Source organism: Pseudomonas sp. CFBP13509, from assembly GCF_005233485.1.
Taxonomy (GTDB): domain Bacteria; phylum Pseudomonadota; class Gammaproteobacteria; order Pseudomonadales; family Pseudomonadaceae; genus Aquipseudomonas; species Aquipseudomonas marginalis.
Genome location: NZ_QGAA01000011.1, coordinates 143199 through 162424, shown reverse-complemented (window position 1 = coordinate 162424; position 19226 = coordinate 143199). Strand labels below are relative to the sequence as shown.

Below are 19226 nucleotides of genomic sequence, written 5' to 3'. Positions count from 1 at the left end.
AGCTGGTCAACCAAAGCAACTGGCCAGTTGGTGCCGACGAAGCTTCATGCTTTTAAGAGTTTTTAACAAATAGCCTGCATTTTTTAACGCCATCCACAGGGAGTTGTATGCGCAAGGATTACCTGGCGTTCTTCGTTTCGCTGTTCCTGTCGCGGCTGGCGGACCAGATCCTGTTGTTTATCGTGCCACTGATCGTGTTCCAGACCACCCACAGCGTGTCCTGGGCCGGGCTGGCCTTCTTTGTCGAATCACTGCCGCGCTATCTCGCGTTTCCGGTGTGCGGGGCGTTGTGCGACAAGTATTCGCCGGTGCGCATCCTGCATATCAGCCAGGTTTACCGGGCACTGGCCTGTGTGATGGCGGTGGCGTTGTATGGGGTGTTCGACGGTATCTACTGGCTGGTGCTGCTGTCGGCGTTATGCGGGGTGCTGACGACCCAGGGCATCATGGCCCGCGAAGTGCTGATGCCGCATGTCTTCCAGCAGTACAGCTATGCCAAGACCCTCTCCTACTCGCAGATCGCCGACCAGAGCGGGCTGGTGCTGGGGCCGCTGGTGGCCGCGCTGATGCTGGAGGTGTGGGCCTGGCACTGGGTGGTGCTGGGGATTGCCGGGCTGTTTGTGCTGGCGGACCTGGCGATGCTGGCCTGGCAGCGTAAAACCACGGCAAGCCTGGAAACCCATCAGCAGCACCGGGATATCTGGCTGCAACCGCTGCGCATCGCGTTCGGGCATATCCGCAACCTGGCGGAGCTGAAGCGGATCATTACCCTGGCGGTCGGTGTGAACCTGATCATCGGCGTGACGCTGGCCACCTCCGCGGCCATGGTCACCGGCCTCTACGCTGCCGACAAGGACACCTATGCCCTGCTGCAGGCGGCCGGCGCGGGGGTGACCATCGCAATTCTGTTTTACCTGGCGCGCGCCACGTTGCCCTTGAAAGTGCTGGGCGGGCTGTCTTACTCGATGATCGGCGCCGGGGCGTTGGTGATGGCGGTCAGTCCCAGCCTGTGGGCGTACACCCTGGGATTCCTGCTGGTCACCGGCTTCGACAAGATGTTCAACGTTTACCTGCGCAGTACTCGTCAGCGGGTCATTCCAGTGCAGGACTTCGGCAAGACCGTGGGCGTGATCACCTTGCTCAACAACCTGGCCCAGCCGCTGGCGGGCCTGGTGATTGCAGTGCTGGCGGCGCCCTTGGGCACGCAGACGGTGATCCTGCTACTGACCGGGATCAGCGCCTTGATCGGCGTGGCCGTGGCCTCAGGCTGGCACGCCACTGTGAAAGCGGAACTCGATGTCGGGTGATTCGATCAGTTCCTGCTCGGCCGCCCTCACCCGCTCGATCACCTGGGCGATGTCCTTGGCGTCGCCGTACTGGTAGGCCAGCTTCAGGTAACCCTGGAAGTGCCGCGCCTCGCTTTTCAGCAGGCCGAAGTAGAACTTGCCGAGTTCTTCGTCCAAATGCGGCACCAGGGCTTCGAAACGCTCGCAACTGCGCGCTTCGATAAAGGCGCCGACCACCAGGGTATCCACCAGCTTGACCGGTTCGTGGCTGCGCACCACCTTGCGCAAACCGGAGGCATAGCGCCCGGCGTGCAGTTGGCGCAACTCGACCTTGCGCTTCTTGATCAGGCGCATGACCTGCTCATGGTGCACCAGTTCTTCCCGGGCCAGCCGCGACATCATATTGATCAGGTCAACATGGGCGTGGTACTTGGCGATCAGGCTCAGGGCGGTGCTGGCCGCTTTGAATTCGCAGTTCTTGTGGTCGATCAACAGGGTGTCCTGATCGGCCAATGCGGCCTGCACCCAGGCATCGGGGGTTCGGCAACCGAGGAATTCGTGGATTTCGGGCAGGTTCATCGGGCTCACGGACAAAGGATCACAAAAAGGCCGCCGATTATACCCACCGCGCCGCAGACCACCAGCCACCGGCCTTGATGTGCATCAACATGACGTCTGGCGGGCAGCAACTATAGTTGTTCCACGCCCACCCTTTTGGAGATCCGATCATGCAAGCCATTCGCAGCATCCTGGTGGTCATCGAGCCCGCGCATTCGGAAAGCCTGGCCCTCAAGCGCGCCAAGCTGATCGCCGGGGTTACCGGCGCGCACCTGCACTTGCTGGTCTGCGACAAGAAACACGAGCATTCGGCGCTGTTGAGCCTGCTCAAGGCCGGCTTGCAGGAGGACGGTTACAGCGTGACCACCGAGCAGGCGTGGAATGAAAGCCTGCATGACACCATTATCGATGTGCAGCAGGCCGAAGGCTGTGGGCTGGTGATCAAGCAGCACTTTCCCGACAGCCCGCTTAAAAAGGCGCTGCTGACGCCGGCGGACTGGAAGCTGTTGCGCTTGTGCCCGACGCCGGTGTTGCTGGTCAAGACGTCCACACCGTGGGCGGGCGGGGTAATTCTGGCGGCGATCGATGTGGGCAACAACGACGGGGAACACCGCGAGCTGCATCACGCGATCATCGACCATGGCTTCGACATCGCCAGCCTGGCCAAGGCGCAGTTGCATGTGATCAGCGCCCATCCGTCGCCGATGTTGTCGGCGGCGGACCCGACGTTCCAGCTCAAGGAAACCATCGAGGCGCGTTATCGGGAGCAGTGCAAGGCGTTCCAGGCGGAATTCGATGTGGATGACGCGCACCTGCATGTCGAGGAGGGCCCGGCGGATGTATTGATCCCCCACCTGGCCCACACATTGAAAGCGGCCGTGACCATCATAGGCACGGTGGGGCGCACCGGCATTTCCGGGGCGTTGATCGGTAATACGGCGGAGGTGATCCTGGATGCGGTGGACAGTGATGTACTGGTGCTCAAGCCGCAGACGTTGATGGATCACCTGGAGGAACTGGCGACCAAGGCCTGACGCCGATCCCCCTCCCACAGTTGGGTGTGTGTTGTCAGTCAGCGAGCGCGTCTCTCAGGAACCCCGGGGCGATATAGCGCTGGTAATGGGCCTCGGACAGAATGAAGAACTCACGGTCGATGGCATCGCGCAGTTCCGGCAAGGCCCAGTCGCGAAACTCCGGCAACAGCACCATGCCGTACGCCTCCAGGTTATTGATCACCCGCGCGCCGCGGGCAATCAGCTGGTACGCCCAGCAGTACTCGGACTGGTGCGGCACGAAACGGATCTTGCGTTGCTCCAGTTGGCCGCGCAGGGTCTTGGGGTCGAAAATCTCGAGTTTGCCGGCCATTACCTGCACCAACAGTTGCTCCAGCCGCAGCCAGACCGCGCGTTTTTCTTCCTCGTTATAGCCATTCCACTGGATCACTTCGTGGTGGAAACGCTTGCAGCCACGGCACACGAGATCGCCGTAGACCGTGGAGCACAGGCCGACGCAGGGGGTCTTGATGGTTTGGTTGGACATGGGCAACAACACGCAAATCAGCGAAACAGTGCGCCATGTTAGCCCTTTGTCTAAGGTTGATCACCCAGCAAACTTGGTGATGCAACTTACCTTTAGAAATTTTTTGCCGTAGAATCATCCGGCCTTGTAAGGCGCCAATAATCCGCTGGAAGCTGTTTTCAAAGCGTCACGAGCACAGTCGTTCCTTCAGAACGGTGTTGGCGCTGGTCATTACCCGGCAGGTAATGATCAGCGCCAACCCTCATCAGCTCCGTTCTGCAGGCGTAAAACTTTGAAAGCAGCTTCTGTAAGGAATGCCGGCAGCGCTGGCTTTGCGGCCCAAAAAGCCCCCGAGCGCATGCGTGCCGTTCATTTCTGGATGAGCGTCCCGTGGGACCACTGATGAGGGTAATAACTGTGCTTGAAGCCTACCGCAAACATATCGAAGAGCGTGCAGCACTGGGTATCGTTCCCCAGCCGCTTAATGCCGAACAAACCGCAGGCCTGGTTGAGCTGCTGAAGAATCCCCCGGCTGGCGAAGAAGAATTCCTCGTTGACCTGATCACCAACCGTATTCCACCGGGCGTTGACGAAGCTGCCTACGTCAAGGCCGGCTTCCTGTCTGCCCTGGCCAAGGGCGAAGCCACTTCCCCCCTGATCGACAAGAAACGCGCGGTTGAACTGCTCGGCACCATGCAGGGCGGCTACAACATCGTGACGTTGGTCGAGCTGCTGGACGACGCCGAGCTGGCGCCTGTCGCGGCTGCCCAACTCAAGCACACCCTGCTGATGTTCGATGCGTTCCACGACGTCGCCGAAAAAGCCCGCAACGGCAACGAGCACGCCAAAGGCGTGATCCAGTCCTGGGCTGACGGCGAGTGGTTCCGTAACCGCCCGACCCTGGCCGACAAGATCAGCCTGCGCGTGTTCAAGGTCACCGGCGAAACCAACACCGACGACCTGTCCCCTGCCCCGGACGCCTGGTCCCGCCCTGACATCCCGCTGCACGCCCTGGCCATGTTGAAAATGGCACGTGAAGGCATCGTGCCGGACGAGCAAGGCAAGACCGGCCCGATGAAGCAGATCGAAGAAATGCGCGGCCAAGGCTTCCCGATCGCCTACGTCGGTGACGTGGTCGGTACCGGCTCTTCGCGTAAATCCGCGACCAACTCGGTGCTGTGGTTCTTCGGCGACGACGTTCCCTACGTGCCGAACAAGCGCGCCGGCGGCTTCTGCTTCGGCAGCAAGATCGCTCCCATCTTCTACAACACCATGGAAGATGCCGGCGCACTGCCGATCGAATTCGACGTGACCAACATGAACATGGGCGACGTGATCGACCTGTACCCTCATGCTGGCAAAGTCTGCAAGCACGGCACCGACGAAGTCCTGACCACCTTCGAAATGAAGACCCCGGTCCTGCTCGACGAAGTTCGCGCCGGCGGCCGTATCCCGCTGATCATCGGCCGTGGCCTGACCGACAAGGCGCGCGCCGAGCTGGGCCTGGGCCCTACCGACCTGTTCAAGCTGCCTGAAGCACCGGTCGACACGGGCAAGGGTTTCACCCTGGCCCAGAAAATGGTCGGCAAGGCCTGCGGCCTGCCGGAAGGCAAAGGCGTTCGTCCAGGTACCTACTGCGAACCGAAGATGACCACCGTGGGTTCCCAGGACACCACCGGTCCGATGACCCGTGACGAACTGAAAGACCTGGCGTGCCTGGGCTTCTCGACCGACCTGGTGATGCAGTCCTTCTGCCACACCGCGGCGTATCCAAAGCCGATCGACGTGACCACCCACCACACCCTGCCTGACTTCATCATGACCCGTGGCGGTGTATCGCTGCGTCCAGGCGACGGCATCATCCACAGCTGGCTGAACCGCATGCTGCTGCCGGATACCGTCGGCACCGGTGGTGACTCCCACACCCGTTTCCCGATGGGCATCTCGTTCCCGGCCGGTTCCGGTCTGGTCGCGTTCGCCGCAGCCACCGGCGTCATGCCGCTGGACATGCCGGAATCGATCCTGGTGCGCTTCAAAGGCAAGATGAAACCTGGCATCACCCTGCGCGACCTGGTTCATGCCATTCCTTACTACGCGATCCAGGCTGGCCTGCTGACCGTAGAGAAGAAAGGCAAGAAAAACGCCTTCTCCGGCCGCATCCTGGAAATCGAAGGCCTGAACGACCTGACGCTGGAGCAGGCTTTCGAGCTCTCCGACGCATCGGCCGAACGTTCGGCTGCCGGTTGCACCATCAAGCTGTCGAAAGAATCCGTCACCGAGTACCTGAACTCCAACATCACCCTGCTGCGCTGGATGATCGGCGAAGGCTACGGCGATGCCCGCACCCTGGAACGTCGCGCCCAAGCGATGGAAGCCTGGGTCGCCAACCCGGAACTGATGGAAGCCGATGCCGACGCGGAATACGCCGAAGTCATCGAGATCGACCTGGCCGAAATCAACGAGCCGATCCTCTGCGCGCCGAACGACCCGGACGATGCCCGTCTGCTGTCCAGCGTTGCTGGCGAGAAGATCGACGAAGTGTTCATCGGTTCGTGCATGACCAACATCGGTCACTTCCGCGCTGCCGGTAAGCTGCTGGAGCAGGTCAAGGGTCAGTTGCCAACTCGCCTGTGGCTGTCGCCGCCGACCAAGATGGACGCTCACCAGTTGACCGAAGAAGGCTACTACGGCATCTACGGCAAGGCTGGCGCGCGCATGGAAATGCCGGGCTGCTCGCTGTGCATGGGTAACCAGGCACGTGTAGAGCCGAACTCGACCGTGGTATCGACGTCGACCCGTAACTTCCCGAACCGCCTGGGTGACGGCGCGAACGTCTACCTGGCTTCGGCTGAGCTGGCGGCAGTCGCCTCCACCCTGGGTCGCCTGCCGACCGTCGAAGAGTACATGGGCTACGCAGCGAAACTGGACACCATGGCCAGTGACGTCTACCGCTACCTGAACTTCGACCAGATCGCCGAGTTCCGCAAAATCGCAGCAAGCGCCAACATCCCGGTGATCCAGGCTTAACGGTGTGTTGATGTGAAAGACGCCGCGTATCGCAAGGTACGCGGCGTTTTTTATGCCTGGAATACAAACACATTCAGTTGATGCATCTGTCACTGACCCACCGCTATCGAGGGCAAGCCCCACGCGTTACGCTTTGCCCACTTCAAGCGCCAACTGCACCGCGCCATCGACGCTCAAGCCACTGAGCAGCACATGGGGCGCGAGCGCTTCGGGCAACCCCTGCAACACCTCGCGGGCGTCATGCCGCACACGGGCCAACACCAGGCGCTTGCCCTCCCCGCGCACCTGGGCAAAAAACGCCGCCAGGGCTTCGATGCTGGTGCCGTCCAGGTCCGGGGATTCTTCCAGGCTCAACACCACCGCCTCGACCGGCGACTGGCGCATCAGGCGCAAGGCCGCGCCCAGGATGCGTTCGGCATTGGCAAAAAACAGCGCCTCGCTGGGCCGGACGATCAAGACCCCCGGCACGGCCAGGGCATCGGCATGGTGCTGGCGATCGACAAAGTCATGACTGTCACCCAAGCGCCCCAGCACCTGGATGTCGGCTGAGGACATCTGGCGCAGCATCAACATCACGCTGATTGCGACCGCCACCAGTAAACCATCCAGCACACCGAGCACCAGCACTGCCGTTACCGCACAGATCACCAGCACGCGATCGCGCCGCCACAGGAAATAACGCCCCAGCGGCTGCACGCTCAAGCCTCGTCCCAGGGCATAGATGACGACGGCGGCCAGCACCGGCTCCGGCGTGAGCGCGACATAAGGCAGCACCGTCAGCACAATCAGCAAGATCACCAGCGCCGCGACAATCCCCGCCAGGCGCGAATAGGCGCCGGCCGCCTCGTTGGCCGACGTCGCCGAATACCCGGCACCGGCCGGCATGCCGTGGAACAACCCGGAGACCAGGTTGGCCGCGCCCAGCGCCAGCAGGTCACGGTTGGATGACACCCGGTCACCATGCTTGAGCGCGAACGAACTGATAGAGCCGTAGGACTCCGCGTATAGGATCATCACCAGCGCAAACGCCAATTCCCCCAGGCGCAGCCAGTCGGCAAACGGCAGCACCGGCAAATGCCCCAGCTCCAGGCGCAGGTCGATCATGCCGATCTGCGCCACCCCATAGGCCTGCAGGTCCAGGTACTGCCCGGCAGCGATGCCGAGCACCACGACCACCAGGCCACCGGGCAGGCGCGGGAGGCGTGCGCACAGCCACAGCACCAGCAACGCCAGCGTCGCCACCAGTGCCGCAGGCCAGTTCCAGCGCGGCAGCTGCTCCAGCAACTGCGGCAGAAAACGGATCAGGTTGTTATCGGTGAGGTGCACACCCACCACACCGGCCAATTGCTTGAGGATGATGGTCAGCGCCAGGCCGAAGGCGAAGCCACGCAATACCGGTTTGGCGATAAACGAGGTGACGCCGCCGAGCTTGAACAGTCCGGCCAACAGGAAAAACACCCCGGTGAGCAACACCAGCCCGAAGGCCAGGGACAGCCTCAGTGCCGGGTCGTCACCCGCCAGGCTCGCCGTGGCCGCCGCCAACACGGCTGCCGACGACGAGGTGGCCGAGACAATCGCAAAGCGGCTGCTGCCGAACAGGCCATAGCACACCAGCCCGGCAAACAAGGCGATCACCCCGGCCTGGGGCGGCAGCGCGGCAATACTGGAATAGGCCACGGCCTCCGGCAGCAGCAAACCGGCAATGGATAAGCCGGCCAGCAGGTCTTGGGTGCGGTTAGAGGTTACGGCAACGGGTGCATCGGTTTCAGTCTTCAATCGGCCCAACCCATCCTGGCAAAAAGCGTGGGTAAGCTTAGCCCTCATTGGTCGGCGACGGTTGCGCCGCGTCAGCTTTTGCGCAGGCAAAAAAAAAGCCGATTCGCGGTGTGCGCGAATCGGCTTGCGGGCGTGAGCCCCGGGGTCAGGACAGCAGCGAATAAATCAATGCGGTAATCGCCACCAGGCCCACCGCCGTGACAAACACGTTGGACGCCTGCCCACGGTACCTGGCCATGGCCGGCACCTTGCGGATCGCGTACATCGGCATCAGGAACAGGATCGACGCGATGATCGGCCCGCCCAGGGTCTCGATCATGCCAAGGATGCTCGGGTTCAGCGTGGCAACGATCCAGCACACCACCAGCATGAAGGCGGCGGTCATGCGGTCCAGGGTCTTGGCGGCCGGACGGCGACCGCTTTTGAGCACCAGGCCCTTGAGGCCTTCGCTGGCGCCGATGTAGTGACCCAGGAACGACTTGGCAATCGCCACGAACGCGATCAACGGCGCGGCAAACGCGATGGTCGGGTTGTTGAAGTGGTTGGCCAGGTACGACAGGATCGACAGGTTCTGCGCTTTCGCCTCACCCAACTGCACCGGCGACAGGGTCAGCACGCAACTGAACACGAAGAACAGCACCATCACCACCATCAACAGGTGCGCGCGGGACAGGATCTGCGAACTGCGCTCATCGGCGTGTTCGCCGTACTGGCGCTTCTGGTCGACCGCAAACGCCGAGATGATCGGCGAGTGGTTGAACGAGAACACCATCACCGGAATCGCCAGCCACAGGGTGTTGAGCAACGCCGACGGTGCCGGCACCACACTGGCGGTGCTGAGGATGCCACCGTTCCAATGGGGGATCAGGTACACCGCGAGGAACAGCAAGGCGACGATAAACGGGTACACCATCAGGCTCATGGCCTTGACGATCACCTGCTCACCGCAACGCACCACCGCCAGCAGCCCCAGGATCAGCACAAACGCCAGCAACGCCCGTGGCGGCGGCATGATGTGCAACTGGTGCTCCATGAAGCTGCTGACCGTGTTGGTCAGGGCCACGCTGTAGATCAGCAGGATCGGGAAGATCGCGAAGAAGTACAGCAGCGTGATCAACGCACCGGCCTTGATGCCGAAATGCTCTTCGACCACATCGGTGATGTCGGAGCCCGCACGACCGGAGAGTACGAAACGGGTCAGGCCACGGTGGGCAAAGAACGTCATCGGGAACGCCAGCACCGCCAGGATCACCAAGGGCCAGAAGCCGCCCAGGCCGGCGTTGATCGGCAGGAACAAGGTGCCGGCGCCAATGGCGGTGCCGAACAGGCCAAGCATCCAGGTGGTGTCCTGGCGGCTCCAGCTTGAGAGGGTTGCAGGTGTCGTTGCATAGCGTTCGTCGACGCTATTGGCCTGATCATTCATCCGGTCGGATCTCCGCATTTACACGGCCGGGACGAGTCAGAAAAACCTGACAGGCAGCGCCCCGACCATAGAAGGGGCCGGATTGTCCGGGATTCTCGTGAATAAGCAAAGACTTAGCTGAGGAACGGTTATGCGGTGCAGAGGCTCAAGCGCGGCCCTGGGCAGTGGTTTCGGGGGGCTGCCGCGGGTTTCTCGAGTGGCTGCCAGGCGCCATTGACGAGCGCGATCGGGGATTCTAACCAATGGACTTCCCATACTTTTAGAGAAGTCGCCTACAGCAAGACCAGAAACACCTTATATCTAAATAAAAGTTTAACCACAACAACCTTGCAATTGTTACACAACCCTACATAGCCATTGAGCATTCGCCAAGAACCAACCTAACATCGCCCCGCTCCATTCGAAGAACAACATGCTTATTTAAAATAACAAGGATTCCAATATGCGAAGACTCACTGTTGTTTTTGCTGGTTTGTTGATCACGGGCCTACTCTGCTCGTCTGAAAGTTACGCCAATCAAACCGCGTCTGAACCTGACGTTCACGCACTGGCTTCCTCGCCTCAATGGCTGACCACCAAGGTTTATATCGAAGGCGAGCCGGACACCGACGTCAAGGCCAGCTACCCCGGCGTGGTAGGCATATCGATGTGGGACCCGCAGCGCAATCGCTATGAGTTCTTCTACACCGATACCGGCCGCTCGAAACACGCCGATGGCGGCGGCGGTTACTTCCTGGTCACCGGCGATAAAAAGACCCATATCCTGGTCCCTGACGTTGGCCCGACCAGAACCATTGTTAGAAGACTCGAAAAACTCGACAGCAGCGAATTCACTTATTCCCGCGAAGTGCCGCGCGATATGGTCAGCACTAACCCGCCCGTTCGGATTTATGTGGTACACGCCCCCTACACCGGCCCCATGAAGACAGTCATGTCGAACTGATTAAACATCCATGTTTAATGATAAAACCGAATAACAAACAAGGCACCCGACAATGAATATGCGCAAACTGTTAATACCCGCACTGCTGGCCGCGACACTGTTACCCGGTGTAGCGACTGCGCAAACTTCAACAACCCTTCCTGCAAAAAACGCTGCTGCCACAGCGGACAACGCCGTCATGTTGACCGTATTTCTTAAACACGATCAATCACGCCCGTTGAGCGAACTGAAACGACAACTGGCCAAGCAGGAATTTCACAAGGTGTTCCCACCAGCAGGAGTGGAAGTAGTGAGCTGGAACATCACCATGGGTATCGGGCAGATCGTTGTGCTGCGCCTGCCGGCGTCGCGCCTGGCGGAAGTCAACCTGGCGATCGAAAACACCGCATGGGGGGTCTACACCACGGAATTCTTCCCCACCTACAATTTCATGGCCATCGCTCAGGCCGAGCAGGAAAAGGCACGGCTTAGCCCCCCGCAGTGATCTCCCGCTAGCATCCGCGCCCCCTGTTCCAGCTGGGGCGCAACTTTTTCGGCACCTGATGCATTTGACAGCCTCGCCCCTGTCCCAGCATGATCGAGGCATGACCTTTTTCCAGCAGCTCCTCACCCGCACCACCACCACGACCGCTCCAGGCGGGTCGTGCGGTTGCCGTGGGTGCTCAAGCTAAACACCACCCAGATTCAACCCAAGGCCCCGCCAGCAATGGACGGGGCCGTTTTATTGCTTCGTCGCCTGGCACTCACAAGGAGCAATACCATGGCTGATGCCCTGTTGATCATCGATATGCAAACCGGCTTGTACGATGGCCCCGACAAACCCTTTGAACGCGAGCGTGTGCTGGGCACCATCAACTCGTTGATCGGCCGCGCCCGTGAAGCCGGCGCGCCGATCCTGGTCGCCCGCCATACCGGCCCGGCGGGCTCGCCGATAGCTGCGGGCAGTCCGAATTGGCAACTGTGGCAAGGGCTGCTGGTAGACGAAACTCACGACCATCTGCTCGACAAAACCCGCCCCAGTTGCTTCCTGGGTACCGACCTGGCCCGACGACTGCGAGCCCTGGAGGTTAATCAACTGGTGATCGTCGGGATGAAAACCCAGTACTGCATCGACACCACCTGCCGCGTGGCGGTAGAGCTGGGCTTCTCGGTGATCGTGCCTGAAGACGCCCATACCTGCATGGACACCCCGGCGCTGAAGGCCGAGGCGATCATCGCGCATCACAATGCCACGCTGGCGGGGGCGTTTGGGCTGAGTATGAAAGCGGCTGACGTCAGGTTCTGACCGGTACAGACTGTAGGAGCAAGCATGCTCGCGCCTGCAGTCGTAGATTTTTTCTACCCGAGCAAAACGCGCCCTCCTGCAAATCCCGCATACTGATGCCCTCAAACCCTTCAGGAAGAGCCTTCCGATGACCACCACTGTTCTGGTTCTGGTTGAAACCATCAATGAATACCTGCAAATCATCGAGAGCAACGACTTTCATGTGATCCTGGCGCCCACACCCAGCGAGCGCGCCCAGGCGATCAAGACCCATGGCGGGCAGATCAAGGCCGTACTGACCCGGGGCCCGCTGGGCCTGTATGCCGAAGAAATCGCGGCCCTGCCAATGCTGGAGATCATCTGCGTGATCGGCGCCGGTTATGAGCATGTCGACCTGCAGGCCGCGAGCAATCGCGGCATCGTGGTCACCAATGGCGCCGGGGTGAATGCGCCGTCGGTGGCCGACCACGCCATGGCGCTGCTGTTGTCGCTGGTGCGCGGCATTCCCCAGACGGACGCAGCGGTACGCCGCAGCGAATGGCCCAAGGTCATGCGCCCGTCCCTGGGCGGCAAGCAATTGGGCATCCTCGGGCTCGGCGCGGTGGGCCTGGAAATCGCCAAGCGCGCGGCCCTCGGCTTTGGCATGGAAGTGAGCTATCACAACCGCCAGCCGCGCGATGATGTGGACTACACCTACTGCGCCACGGCCGTGGAGCTGGCGCGCAGCTCGGATTTCCTGGTCCTGGCCACGCCCGGCGGCGCCGGCACGCGCCACTTGATCGACCGCCACGCCCTGGACGCCCTCGGCCCGAACGGTTACCTGGTGAATATCGGCCGTGGCAGCGTGGTGGTCACCGCCGACCTGGTCACCGCCCTTGAACAACGCCGTATCGGGGGTGCGGCGCTGGACGTGTTCGACGATGAACCCAAGGTGCCGGATGCCCTCAAGCGCTTGAGCAATACCGTGCTCACGTCCCATGTGGCCGGCCTGTCTCCCGAGGCCGCCCACGACACCGTGCAGCGTGTGGCCGACAACCTGGTGGAGTACTTTGCCGGCCGTCCGGTGCTTACCCCGGTCGTCCTGCCCCCGCCCGTAAAATGACCAATCAGGCAGGCTGATCACCCTTCAACACGCTAACCTATTAAGCCGCCCCGACCTTGTCGCTGGGCGGTGGTGCGCATTAGATTAGGAAATAGTCCGACGCCTTTAGAATAAGCAGAAGGGATAAGCATGGCGCTTAACGACCAATCGACCCAGATTCGCCCAGGCGAAGAACTTGATGCCAACTTGATCGATCCCTACCTCAAGGCCCATATCCCAGGCCTGAGCGGCACGCCCACGATCAGCCAGTTCCCCGGTGGCGCATCCAACCTCACCTACCTGCTGGAATACCCCGGCCAGGAATTCGTGCTGCGTCGCCCACCCTTTGGCCACAAGGCCAAGTCCGCCCACGACATGGGCCGCGAATACCGCATTCTCAACCAGCTCAAGGATGGTTTCCCGTATTGCCCCAAGGCCTATGTGCACTGCACCGACGCGTCGGTGATCGGCGCCGAGTTCTATGTGATGGAACGGGTCAACGGCATCATCCTGCGTTCCGACCTGCCCGCCGAACTGGGCCTGGATGCCACCCGGACCGAGGCGTTGTGCAAAAGCTTTATCGACAAGTTCGTCGAACTGCACCAGGTCGACTACCGCGCCTGCGGCCTGGCCGACCTGGGCAAGCCTGAAGGTTATGTGGCACGCCAGATTGGTGGCTGGAGCGACCGCTACGAAAAGGCCCTGACCCCCGACGCCCCCAACTGGGAAAAGGTACGTGCCTGGCTCAACGACAAGATGCCCGCCGACCATCCCACCTCGAGCATCGTGCATAACGACTACCGCTTCGATAACGTGATCCTCGACCCGCACAACCCGATGCAGATCATCGGCGTGTTGGATTGGGAACTGACCACCCTCGGCGACCCGCTGATGGACCTGGGCAACACCCTCGCCTACTGGATCGAAGCCGACGACCCGGCGCCGGTGCAACTGATGCGCCGCCAACCGAGCAATGCCCCCGGCATGCTCACCCGCCGCCAGTTCGTGGATTACTACGCTGAGCGCGCCGGGATCCAGATCGACAATTTCGACTTCTACTACACCTACGGCCTGTTCCGCCTGGCCGGCATCGTGCAGCAGATCTACTACCGTTTCTTCCACGGCCAGACCCAGGACAAACGCTTTGCGCAGTTCATCCACATGAACAAGCTGCTGGAGCAGATGAGCCTGAATGTCATCGGTAAATCAGCCCTCTAAGGAATCGCTAATGTCCAAGACCCACCTGTTCGACCTCGACGGCAAGATTGCCTTTGTGTCCGGCGCCAGCCGTGGCATCGGTGAAGCCATCGCCAAGCTGCTTGCCCAGCAAGGCGCCCACGTGATCGTCTCGAGCCGCAAGCTCGAAGGCTGCCAGCATGTGGCGGATGCAATCATCGCCGACGGCGGCAAGGCCACGGCGATTGCCTGCCATATCGGTGAAATGGAGCAGATTACCCAGGTGTTTGCCGGCATCCGCGAACAGTTCGGCCGCCTGGACATACTGGTCAACAATGCCGCGACCAACCCGCAGTTCTGCAACGTGCTGGACACCGACCTCGGCGCCTTCCAGAAGACCGTTGACGTGAACATTCGCGGCTACTTCTTCATGTCGGTGGAAGCCGGCAAGCTGATGCGCGAGAACGGTGGCGGCAGCATCATCAACGTGGCGTCGATCAACGGCATTTCGCCGGGCGTGTTCCAGGGCATCTACTCGGTGACCAAGGCCGCCGTGATCAACATGACCAAGGTGTTCGCCAAGGAATGCGCCGAATTCGGCATTCGTTGCAACGCCCTGTTGCCCGGCCTGACCGACACCAAGTTCGCCTCGGCGCTGGTGAAGAACGACGCGATCCTGAAAATGGCCCTGGCGCAGATCCCGCTCAAGCGCGTGGCCGACCCGAGCGAGATGGCCGGTGCGGTGCTGTACCTGGCCAGCGATGCGTCGAGCTACACCACCGGTGTGTCGCTGAATGTGGATGGCGGCTTCCTGTCCTGAGTACGCCTGGGTTTCTACAGATCGATTTACGCGTAACCTTGGCGCAGATCGATCTGTCTCAGGATGAAACATGGAACTCCACATCGTCATCAACGGGCGTAAGGACCTGGCGGCCCAGCTTTATCAGCAGTTGCGTGAAGCCATCGCCACCGGGCGTCTCTCGGCGGGCGCGCAACTGCCACCCAGCCGCCTGCTGGCCGAGCAATTAGGCGTATCGCGCAAGACCGTATCCGACACCTACGCCACCCTGACCTACGAAGGCCTGCTGGTGGGCAAGATTGGCCGTGGCACCTTCGTCAACGCGTGGGCACCACAGCCGAATCGCGTGCAGACCGCCACCGACCTGGCCTGCGCCGCCAACCTGGCGAAGTGGCAGTCACTGCCCTCGCCCATGCGCCATCCCACCCGCGACAGCACGTTGCGCTACGAATTTATCGGCGGCGCCACCAGCCGCAATCAGTTCCCCCAGGATGAATGGCGGCGCTGCACCCAGGATGCGCTGCGGCGCATCGCCCAGAACAGTGGGTTCTACAGCCAGCCCGAAGGGGTGCCGGCACTGCGCAGTGCCATCGCCGGGCATATCGCGTTTTCCCGTGGGGTCAAATGCCGCGACAGCGACATCGTGGTCACCAACGGTGCGCAGCAGGCGTTGGACCTGATCGCCCGCGTGGTGCTGGAACCGGGCAGCATCGTCGCCATGGAAGACCCCGGCTACAGCCCCGCGCGCCAGTTGTTCATGGCGATGGGGGCCTTGGTCATCGGGGTTCCCCTCGATGAACAAGGCATTCAGGTCGACCGGATCCCCGATGGCGCCCGGCTGATCTACGTCACGCCCTCCCACCAGTTCCCCCTCGGCATGCCCATGAGCCTGCCACGTCGGGAGTCACTGCTGGCACGCGCCTTCGAGTTGGGTGCGATCATCATCGAGGACGACTACGACAGCGAGTTCCGCTACGAAGGCCGGCCCACCGACTCCCTGCAAAGCATGGACAGCCGTGGCGTGGTCACCTACGTCGGGACGTTCTCCAAGACCCTGTTGCCCGAACTGCGCCTGGGCTATGCGGTGCTGCCGCCGGCGATCTACGGCGCGGTGCTCAAGGCCAAGCAATTGACCGACCAGCACAGCTCCACATTGCCGCAATGGGCGCTGGCCAAATTCATCAGCGAAGGCTATTTGCTCAAGCATATTCGCCGCTGCCACAGCGTATACGCCGGGCGCCGCGAGCGCATTTTGCAGCGCCTGGCGGGCGACCTGTCGCCGTGGTTCGAAGCGGTGCCCACCGTCGCCGGGTTCCATATGGCGGCGTTGTGCAAAGTACCGGTGAATATTATCCCGTTGCTGATGGAATTGGCGCGCCAGGTGGAAGTCGGCCTATACCCGCTGGACGTGTTCTTCCACGACACGCCGGTGCGTCCGGGCCTGATCATCGGGTTTGGGGCCATCGAGACCCTCGACATCGACCCGGCGCTGGACAAGGTGCGCGATATTCTCCAGCAGATTGGCTAAGGGTTTTTCCGCCGGATTGGTCATTGGTCGCTCGAAAATCCAGGCGTACGGTGGGCAGGTCTCGAACTTCTCGGAAACTTCGCCATGAAACGCCTGCTCGCCACCACCCTGATGCTCGCCTCGCTCAGCGCCTTTGCCCACCCGCCCGTGTACAACCAGGAATCGATCAAGGTCCTGCAAGAACACGCGCTGCCCCAGGTGCCCGGCAAGAAAACCCTCATGCTCACCGTGGACTACGCCCCCGGCCAGGCCACCGTACCCCACAGCCACACGGGCACGGCCGTGGCCTATGTGCTCGAAGGCGCGATTACCTCGCGGGTGAATGATGAGAAAGCCAGGACCTACACGGTTGGCGAATCGTTCTACGAGCCCGCGGGTTCGCGACACTTTGAATCCAGCAATGCCAGCCAGACCCAGCCGGCCAGGCTGCTGGTAGTGATGGTGCTGGATGACAAGGCCAAGGTGTTGACCCCTCTTCCTCACTAATCAGCCTCATCACCAATCAGCAATATGGATGAAGCCCCCTCCCTCCGTCAGCGACTCACGGGCGCTTGAACTGGCGGCGCAGTTCTTCGATCTTTGGGCGGCACACGCACCCATCAAGGTGATCATTGACCATCCCCATCGCCTGCATCAGCGCATACATCGTGGTCGGCCCGACGAACGTCCAGCCACGTTTCTTCAAGGCCTTGGACAGGCGCACCGAGGCCGGCGAGATGGGATTGCCCGTCCAGTAAGCCAGGTCCACCACTGCCGGGCGTTCTTCAAGGCCGGGTTCGAACGCCCATAACCACTGCGCCAGCGAGCCGGTCTCATCCACCAACTCACACGCCCGGCGAGCGTTGTTGATCGTGGAAACGATCTTCGCTCGATTACGCACGATGCCCGCGTCCTGCATCAACCGCTCGACATCCGCCTCGCCGTACTGCGCCACCCGGCGAAAATCAAAACCGTCGAACGCCGCCCTGAACGGCTCGCGCTTGCGCAGGATGGTGATCCAGGCCATGCCGGCCTGGAAGCCTTCCAGGCAAATCTTCTCGTACAGTTGAACATCATCCGCCACCGGTACGCCCCACTCGTGGTCGTGATAACGGAGGTATTCCGGCGCGGCCGTGCGCCAGGTGCAGTGGGTCAGCCCTGCTTCGTCGGTGGTCAGTCCTGGTTTGTCCATCCATCACCTCATGTGCCAGGCGGCGAATGATAAGCGAAAAAATTTGCGCCCCGCCAACCGCTCAAGCATCCACCTTCGCGACCAACTGGTCAGACCGGGACCTGCCTACCGCCGAATTTTTACTTGTGATTTCAAAAATACCTGGCCTAGACTGGCGACGCACTGGACTTACCGGTATGACCACAACAATTAAGCCCTGGAACCACCAGGGCACCGAATAGAGATCCCTCCCATGCTCAGATGGTGCTCGCGTTCGATTTTCCTGCAAGTCGTGATTGGCCTGATGCTCGGCATCGTGTGCGGCCTGGCCCTTCCCGAATTCTCCTCGCAACTCAAACCCCTGGGTGACGGCTTTATCAAGCTGATCAAGATGCTGATCGGCCTGATCGTGTTCTGCGTGGTGGTCAGTGGTATTTCCGGGGCCGGCGACTTGAAGAAGGTCGGGCGCATCGGCCTCAAGTCGGTGATCTACTTCGAAGTGCTCACCACCATCGCCCTGGTGATCGGCCTGATCATGGCCTTCAGCACCGGGATCGGCCAAGGTGCCAATATCCACCTGGAGCAGCTCTCCTCTGCCGGCCTGAATGAACTGGCCGACAAGGGCCAGCACATCAAAGGCACCAGCCAGTTCCTGATGGACCTGATCCCTAATTCGGTGATCGGCGCCTTTGCCGACAACAACGTGCTGCAAGTGCTGCTGTTCTCGGTACTGTTCGGCAGCGCGCTGAACCTGGTAGGCGAAGCAGCCTCGGGCATCACCCGGCTGATCAACGAACTCAGCCACGTGATTTTCCGCATCATGGGCATGATCGTGCGCCTGGCGCCGATCGGTGTGTTCGGCGCAATCGCCTTCACCACCAGCACCTACGGGCTGGACTCCCTGCAACACTTGGGTAGCCTGGTGGGCCTGTTCTACCTGACCTGCCTTGCCTTCGTCGCGCTGATCCTCGGCCTGGTGATGCGCCTGTCGGGCCTGCGCATGCTGCCGTTGCTCAAGTACCTGCGTGAAGAACTGCTGATCGTGATGGGCACCGCCTCCTCCGATGCCGTGCTGCCGCAGGTCATGCGCAAACTCGAACACCTGGGCATTGGCAGTTCCACCGTGGGCCTGGTGATTCCAACCGGGTACTCGTTCAACCTCGACGGTTTCTCGATCTACCTGACCCTGGCCATCGTGTTTATCGCCAACGCCACCGGCACGCCGCTGTCGATGACCGATCTGCTGACCATCCTGCTGGTGTCGCTGATCACCTCCAAGGGTGCCCACGGGATTCCCGGCTCGGCCCTGGTGATCCTGGCGGCGACGCTCACGGCGATCCCGGCGATTCCGGTGGTCGGCCTGGTGCTGGTGTTGGCGGTGGACTGGTTCATGGGTATCGGTCGCGCGTTGACCAACCTGATCGGCAACTGCGTCGCCACCGTGGCCATTGCCCGCTGGGAAAAAGACATCGATATCCAACGCGCCAACAAGGTGCTGGACGGCCAGCAAGGTTATGCCTTCCAGGCCAAGAAGCCGGTAGTGCCGGCCCACCAGGAATTTTAAAACGCCAAACGCTTTCCACTGTAGGAGCGAGCTTGCTCGCGAAGGTCGTCAACGATAACGCGGGCATTCTGGATGCACGCGGTGACTTGAAGTTTTTCGCGAGCAAGCTCGCTCCTACAGTGCAGGGATTATT

17 protein-coding genes and 1 pseudogene are annotated in these 19226 nt (G+C 61.3%); 13 read left to right on the top strand and 5 right to left on the bottom strand.

Annotated features, from left to right (window positions below):
• Nucleotides 1-107 precede the first annotated feature (107 nt).
• Complete coding sequence (locus PspCFBP13509_RS19480) at nt 108-1307, top strand: MFS transporter (RefSeq protein ID WP_137212541.1); 1200 nt, start codon at nt 108-110, stop codon at nt 1305-1307.
• Here PspCFBP13509_RS19480 and miaE read toward each other — a convergent pair.
• Nucleotides 1263-1865, bottom strand: coding sequence for a tRNA-(ms[2]io[6]A)-hydroxylase (miaE, locus tag PspCFBP13509_RS19475; protein ID WP_027608547.1), 603 nt, complete (start codon nt 1863-1865; stop codon nt 1263-1265). The two genes, PspCFBP13509_RS19480 and miaE, sit on opposite strands and share 45 nt — an antisense overlap.
• Nucleotides 1866-2014: 149 nt before the next feature.
• Between miaE and PspCFBP13509_RS19465 the strand changes: the two genes are divergently transcribed.
• Nucleotides 2015-2878, top strand: coding sequence for a universal stress protein (locus PspCFBP13509_RS19465; RefSeq protein ID WP_027608548.1), 864 nt, complete (start codon nt 2015-2017; stop codon nt 2876-2878).
• A 34-nt stretch (nt 2879-2912) separates the two neighbouring features.
• On the opposite strand, the gene PspCFBP13509_RS19460 is transcribed toward PspCFBP13509_RS19465, so the two are convergent.
• Nucleotides 2913-3383 carry a DUF1289 domain-containing protein gene (locus tag PspCFBP13509_RS19460; protein ID WP_065928006.1) on the bottom strand — a complete coding sequence of 157 codons (471 nt, stop codon included), beginning with the start codon at nt 3381-3383 and terminating at the stop codon, nt 2913-2915.
• Nucleotides 3384-3779: 396 nt separating this feature from the next.
• Between PspCFBP13509_RS19460 and acnB the strand changes: the two genes are divergently transcribed.
• Nucleotides 3780-6389 carry a bifunctional aconitate hydratase 2/2-methylisocitrate dehydratase gene (gene acnB / locus PspCFBP13509_RS19455; protein WP_065928005.1) on the top strand — a complete coding sequence of 870 codons (2610 nt, stop codon included), beginning with the start codon at nt 3780-3782 and terminating at the stop codon, nt 6387-6389.
• Between the two features lie 126 nt (nt 6390-6515).
• Here acnB and PspCFBP13509_RS19450 read toward each other — a convergent pair whose 3' ends face one another.
• A complete protein-coding gene (locus PspCFBP13509_RS19450) occupies nt 6516-8165 on the bottom strand; it encodes a SulP family inorganic anion transporter (protein ID WP_065948239.1) in 1650 nt (549 codons plus the stop codon).
• Nucleotides 8166-8310: 145 nt separating this feature from the next.
• Nucleotides 8311-9588 (bottom strand): serine/threonine transporter, encoded by a 1278-nt coding sequence (locus PspCFBP13509_RS19445; RefSeq protein ID WP_065948238.1) that lies wholly within the window; start codon nt 9586-9588, stop codon nt 8311-8313.
• A 442-nt stretch (nt 9589-10030) separates the two neighbouring features.
• Between PspCFBP13509_RS19445 and PspCFBP13509_RS19440 the strand changes: the two genes are divergently transcribed.
• The 8 genes from PspCFBP13509_RS19440 to PspCFBP13509_RS19405 all read left to right on the top strand — a co-directional run bounded on the left by PspCFBP13509_RS19440 (nt 10031) and on the right by PspCFBP13509_RS19405 (nt 16865).
• Nucleotides 10031-10531, top strand: coding sequence for a DUF4822 domain-containing protein (locus PspCFBP13509_RS19440; protein WP_065928002.1), 501 nt, complete (start codon nt 10031-10033; stop codon nt 10529-10531).
• Nucleotides 10532-10583: 52 nt separating this feature from the next.
• Entirely contained in the window at nt 10584-11015 is a 432-nt protein-coding gene (locus PspCFBP13509_RS19435; protein ID WP_446730749.1) for a hypothetical protein, read from the top strand.
• 276 nt (nt 11016-11291) lie between these two features.
• Entirely contained in the window at nt 11292-11816 is a 525-nt protein-coding gene (locus PspCFBP13509_RS19430; protein WP_137212539.1) for a cysteine hydrolase family protein, read from the top strand.
• A 127-nt stretch (nt 11817-11943) separates the two neighbouring features.
• Nucleotides 11944-12897, top strand: coding sequence for a 2-hydroxyacid dehydrogenase (locus tag PspCFBP13509_RS19425; RefSeq protein WP_065928000.1), 954 nt, complete (start codon nt 11944-11946; stop codon nt 12895-12897).
• Between the two features lie 129 nt (nt 12898-13026).
• The gene (locus PspCFBP13509_RS19420; RefSeq protein ID WP_027608557.1) at nt 13027-14094 is read left to right on the top strand and encodes a phosphotransferase family protein; all 1068 of its coding nucleotides are present in this window, start codon (nt 13027-13029) and stop codon (nt 14092-14094) included.
• Nucleotides 14095-14104: 10 nt separating this feature from the next.
• Nucleotides 14105-14872: an SDR family oxidoreductase gene (locus tag PspCFBP13509_RS19415; protein WP_027608558.1), complete on the top strand. Its 768-nt coding sequence runs from the start codon at nt 14105-14107 to the stop codon at nt 14870-14872.
• 70 nt (nt 14873-14942) lie between these two features.
• Complete coding sequence (pdxR, locus tag PspCFBP13509_RS19410; protein WP_137212538.1) at nt 14943-16379, top strand: MocR-like pyridoxine biosynthesis transcription factor PdxR; 1437 nt, start codon at nt 14943-14945, stop codon at nt 16377-16379.
• 84 nt (nt 16380-16463) lie between these two features.
• Nucleotides 16464-16865: a cupin domain-containing protein gene (locus PspCFBP13509_RS19405; protein WP_137212537.1), complete on the top strand. Its 402-nt coding sequence runs from the start codon at nt 16464-16466 to the stop codon at nt 16863-16865.
• Between the two features lie 55 nt (nt 16866-16920).
• Here the strand turns inward: PspCFBP13509_RS19405 and PspCFBP13509_RS19400 are convergent, their stop codons facing one another.
• Entirely contained in the window at nt 16921-17550 is a 630-nt protein-coding gene (locus PspCFBP13509_RS19400; RefSeq protein WP_137212536.1) for a DNA-3-methyladenine glycosylase I, read from the bottom strand.
• Between the two features lie 217 nt (nt 17551-17767).
• Here PspCFBP13509_RS19400 and PspCFBP13509_RS19395 point away from each other — a divergent pair, with 217 nt between their 5' ends.
• Nucleotides 17768-19093 carry a C4-dicarboxylate transporter DctA gene (locus PspCFBP13509_RS19395; RefSeq protein WP_178084557.1) on the top strand — a complete coding sequence of 442 codons (1326 nt, stop codon included), beginning with the start codon at nt 17768-17770 and terminating at the stop codon, nt 19091-19093.
• A pseudogene (locus tag PspCFBP13509_RS32205) lies at nt 19087-19215 on the top strand (outer membrane lipoprotein carrier protein LolA); the annotation flags it as partial. The gene PspCFBP13509_RS19395 and the pseudogene PspCFBP13509_RS32205, both read left to right, overlap by 7 nt.
• Nucleotides 19216-19226: the final 11 nt, after the last annotated feature.

Bases quoted from the DNA above. Each gene is read 5' to 3' on its own strand.
- PspCFBP13509_RS19430 (WP_137212539.1), top strand. From the start codon at position 11,292: ATGGCTGATGCCCTGTTGATCATCGATATGCAAACCGGCTTGTACGAT.
- PspCFBP13509_RS19400 (WP_137212536.1), bottom strand. From the start codon at position 17,550: ATGGACAAACCAGGACTGACCACCGACGAAGCAGGGCTGACCCACTGC.
- PspCFBP13509_RS19425 (WP_065928000.1), top strand. From the start codon at position 11,944: ATGACCACCACTGTTCTGGTTCTGGTTGAAACCATCAATGAATACCTG.
- PspCFBP13509_RS19420 (WP_027608557.1), top strand. From the start codon at position 13,027: ATGGCGCTTAACGACCAATCGACCCAGATTCGCCCAGGCGAAGAACTT.
- pdxR (WP_137212538.1), top strand. From the start codon at position 14,943: ATGGAACTCCACATCGTCATCAACGGGCGTAAGGACCTGGCGGCCCAG.
- PspCFBP13509_RS19465 (WP_027608548.1), top strand. From the start codon at position 2,015: ATGCAAGCCATTCGCAGCATCCTGGTGGTCATCGAGCCCGCGCATTCG.
- PspCFBP13509_RS19440 (WP_065928002.1), top strand. From the start codon at position 10,031: ATGCGAAGACTCACTGTTGTTTTTGCTGGTTTGTTGATCACGGGCCTA.
- PspCFBP13509_RS19480 (WP_137212541.1), top strand. From the start codon at position 108: ATGCGCAAGGATTACCTGGCGTTCTTCGTTTCGCTGTTCCTGTCGCGG.
- PspCFBP13509_RS19445 (WP_065948238.1), bottom strand. From the start codon at position 9,588: ATGAATGATCAGGCCAATAGCGTCGACGAACGCTATGCAACGACACCT.
- PspCFBP13509_RS19435 (WP_446730749.1), top strand. From the start codon at position 10,584: ATGAATATGCGCAAACTGTTAATACCCGCACTGCTGGCCGCGACACTG.
- PspCFBP13509_RS19415 (WP_027608558.1), top strand. From the start codon at position 14,105: ATGTCCAAGACCCACCTGTTCGACCTCGACGGCAAGATTGCCTTTGTG.
- PspCFBP13509_RS19405 (WP_137212537.1), top strand. From the start codon at position 16,464: ATGAAACGCCTGCTCGCCACCACCCTGATGCTCGCCTCGCTCAGCGCC.
- PspCFBP13509_RS19460 (WP_065928006.1), bottom strand. From the start codon at position 3,383: ATGTCCAACCAAACCATCAAGACCCCCTGCGTCGGCCTGTGCTCCACG.
- miaE (WP_027608547.1), bottom strand. From the start codon at position 1,865: ATGAACCTGCCCGAAATCCACGAATTCCTCGGTTGCCGAACCCCCGAT.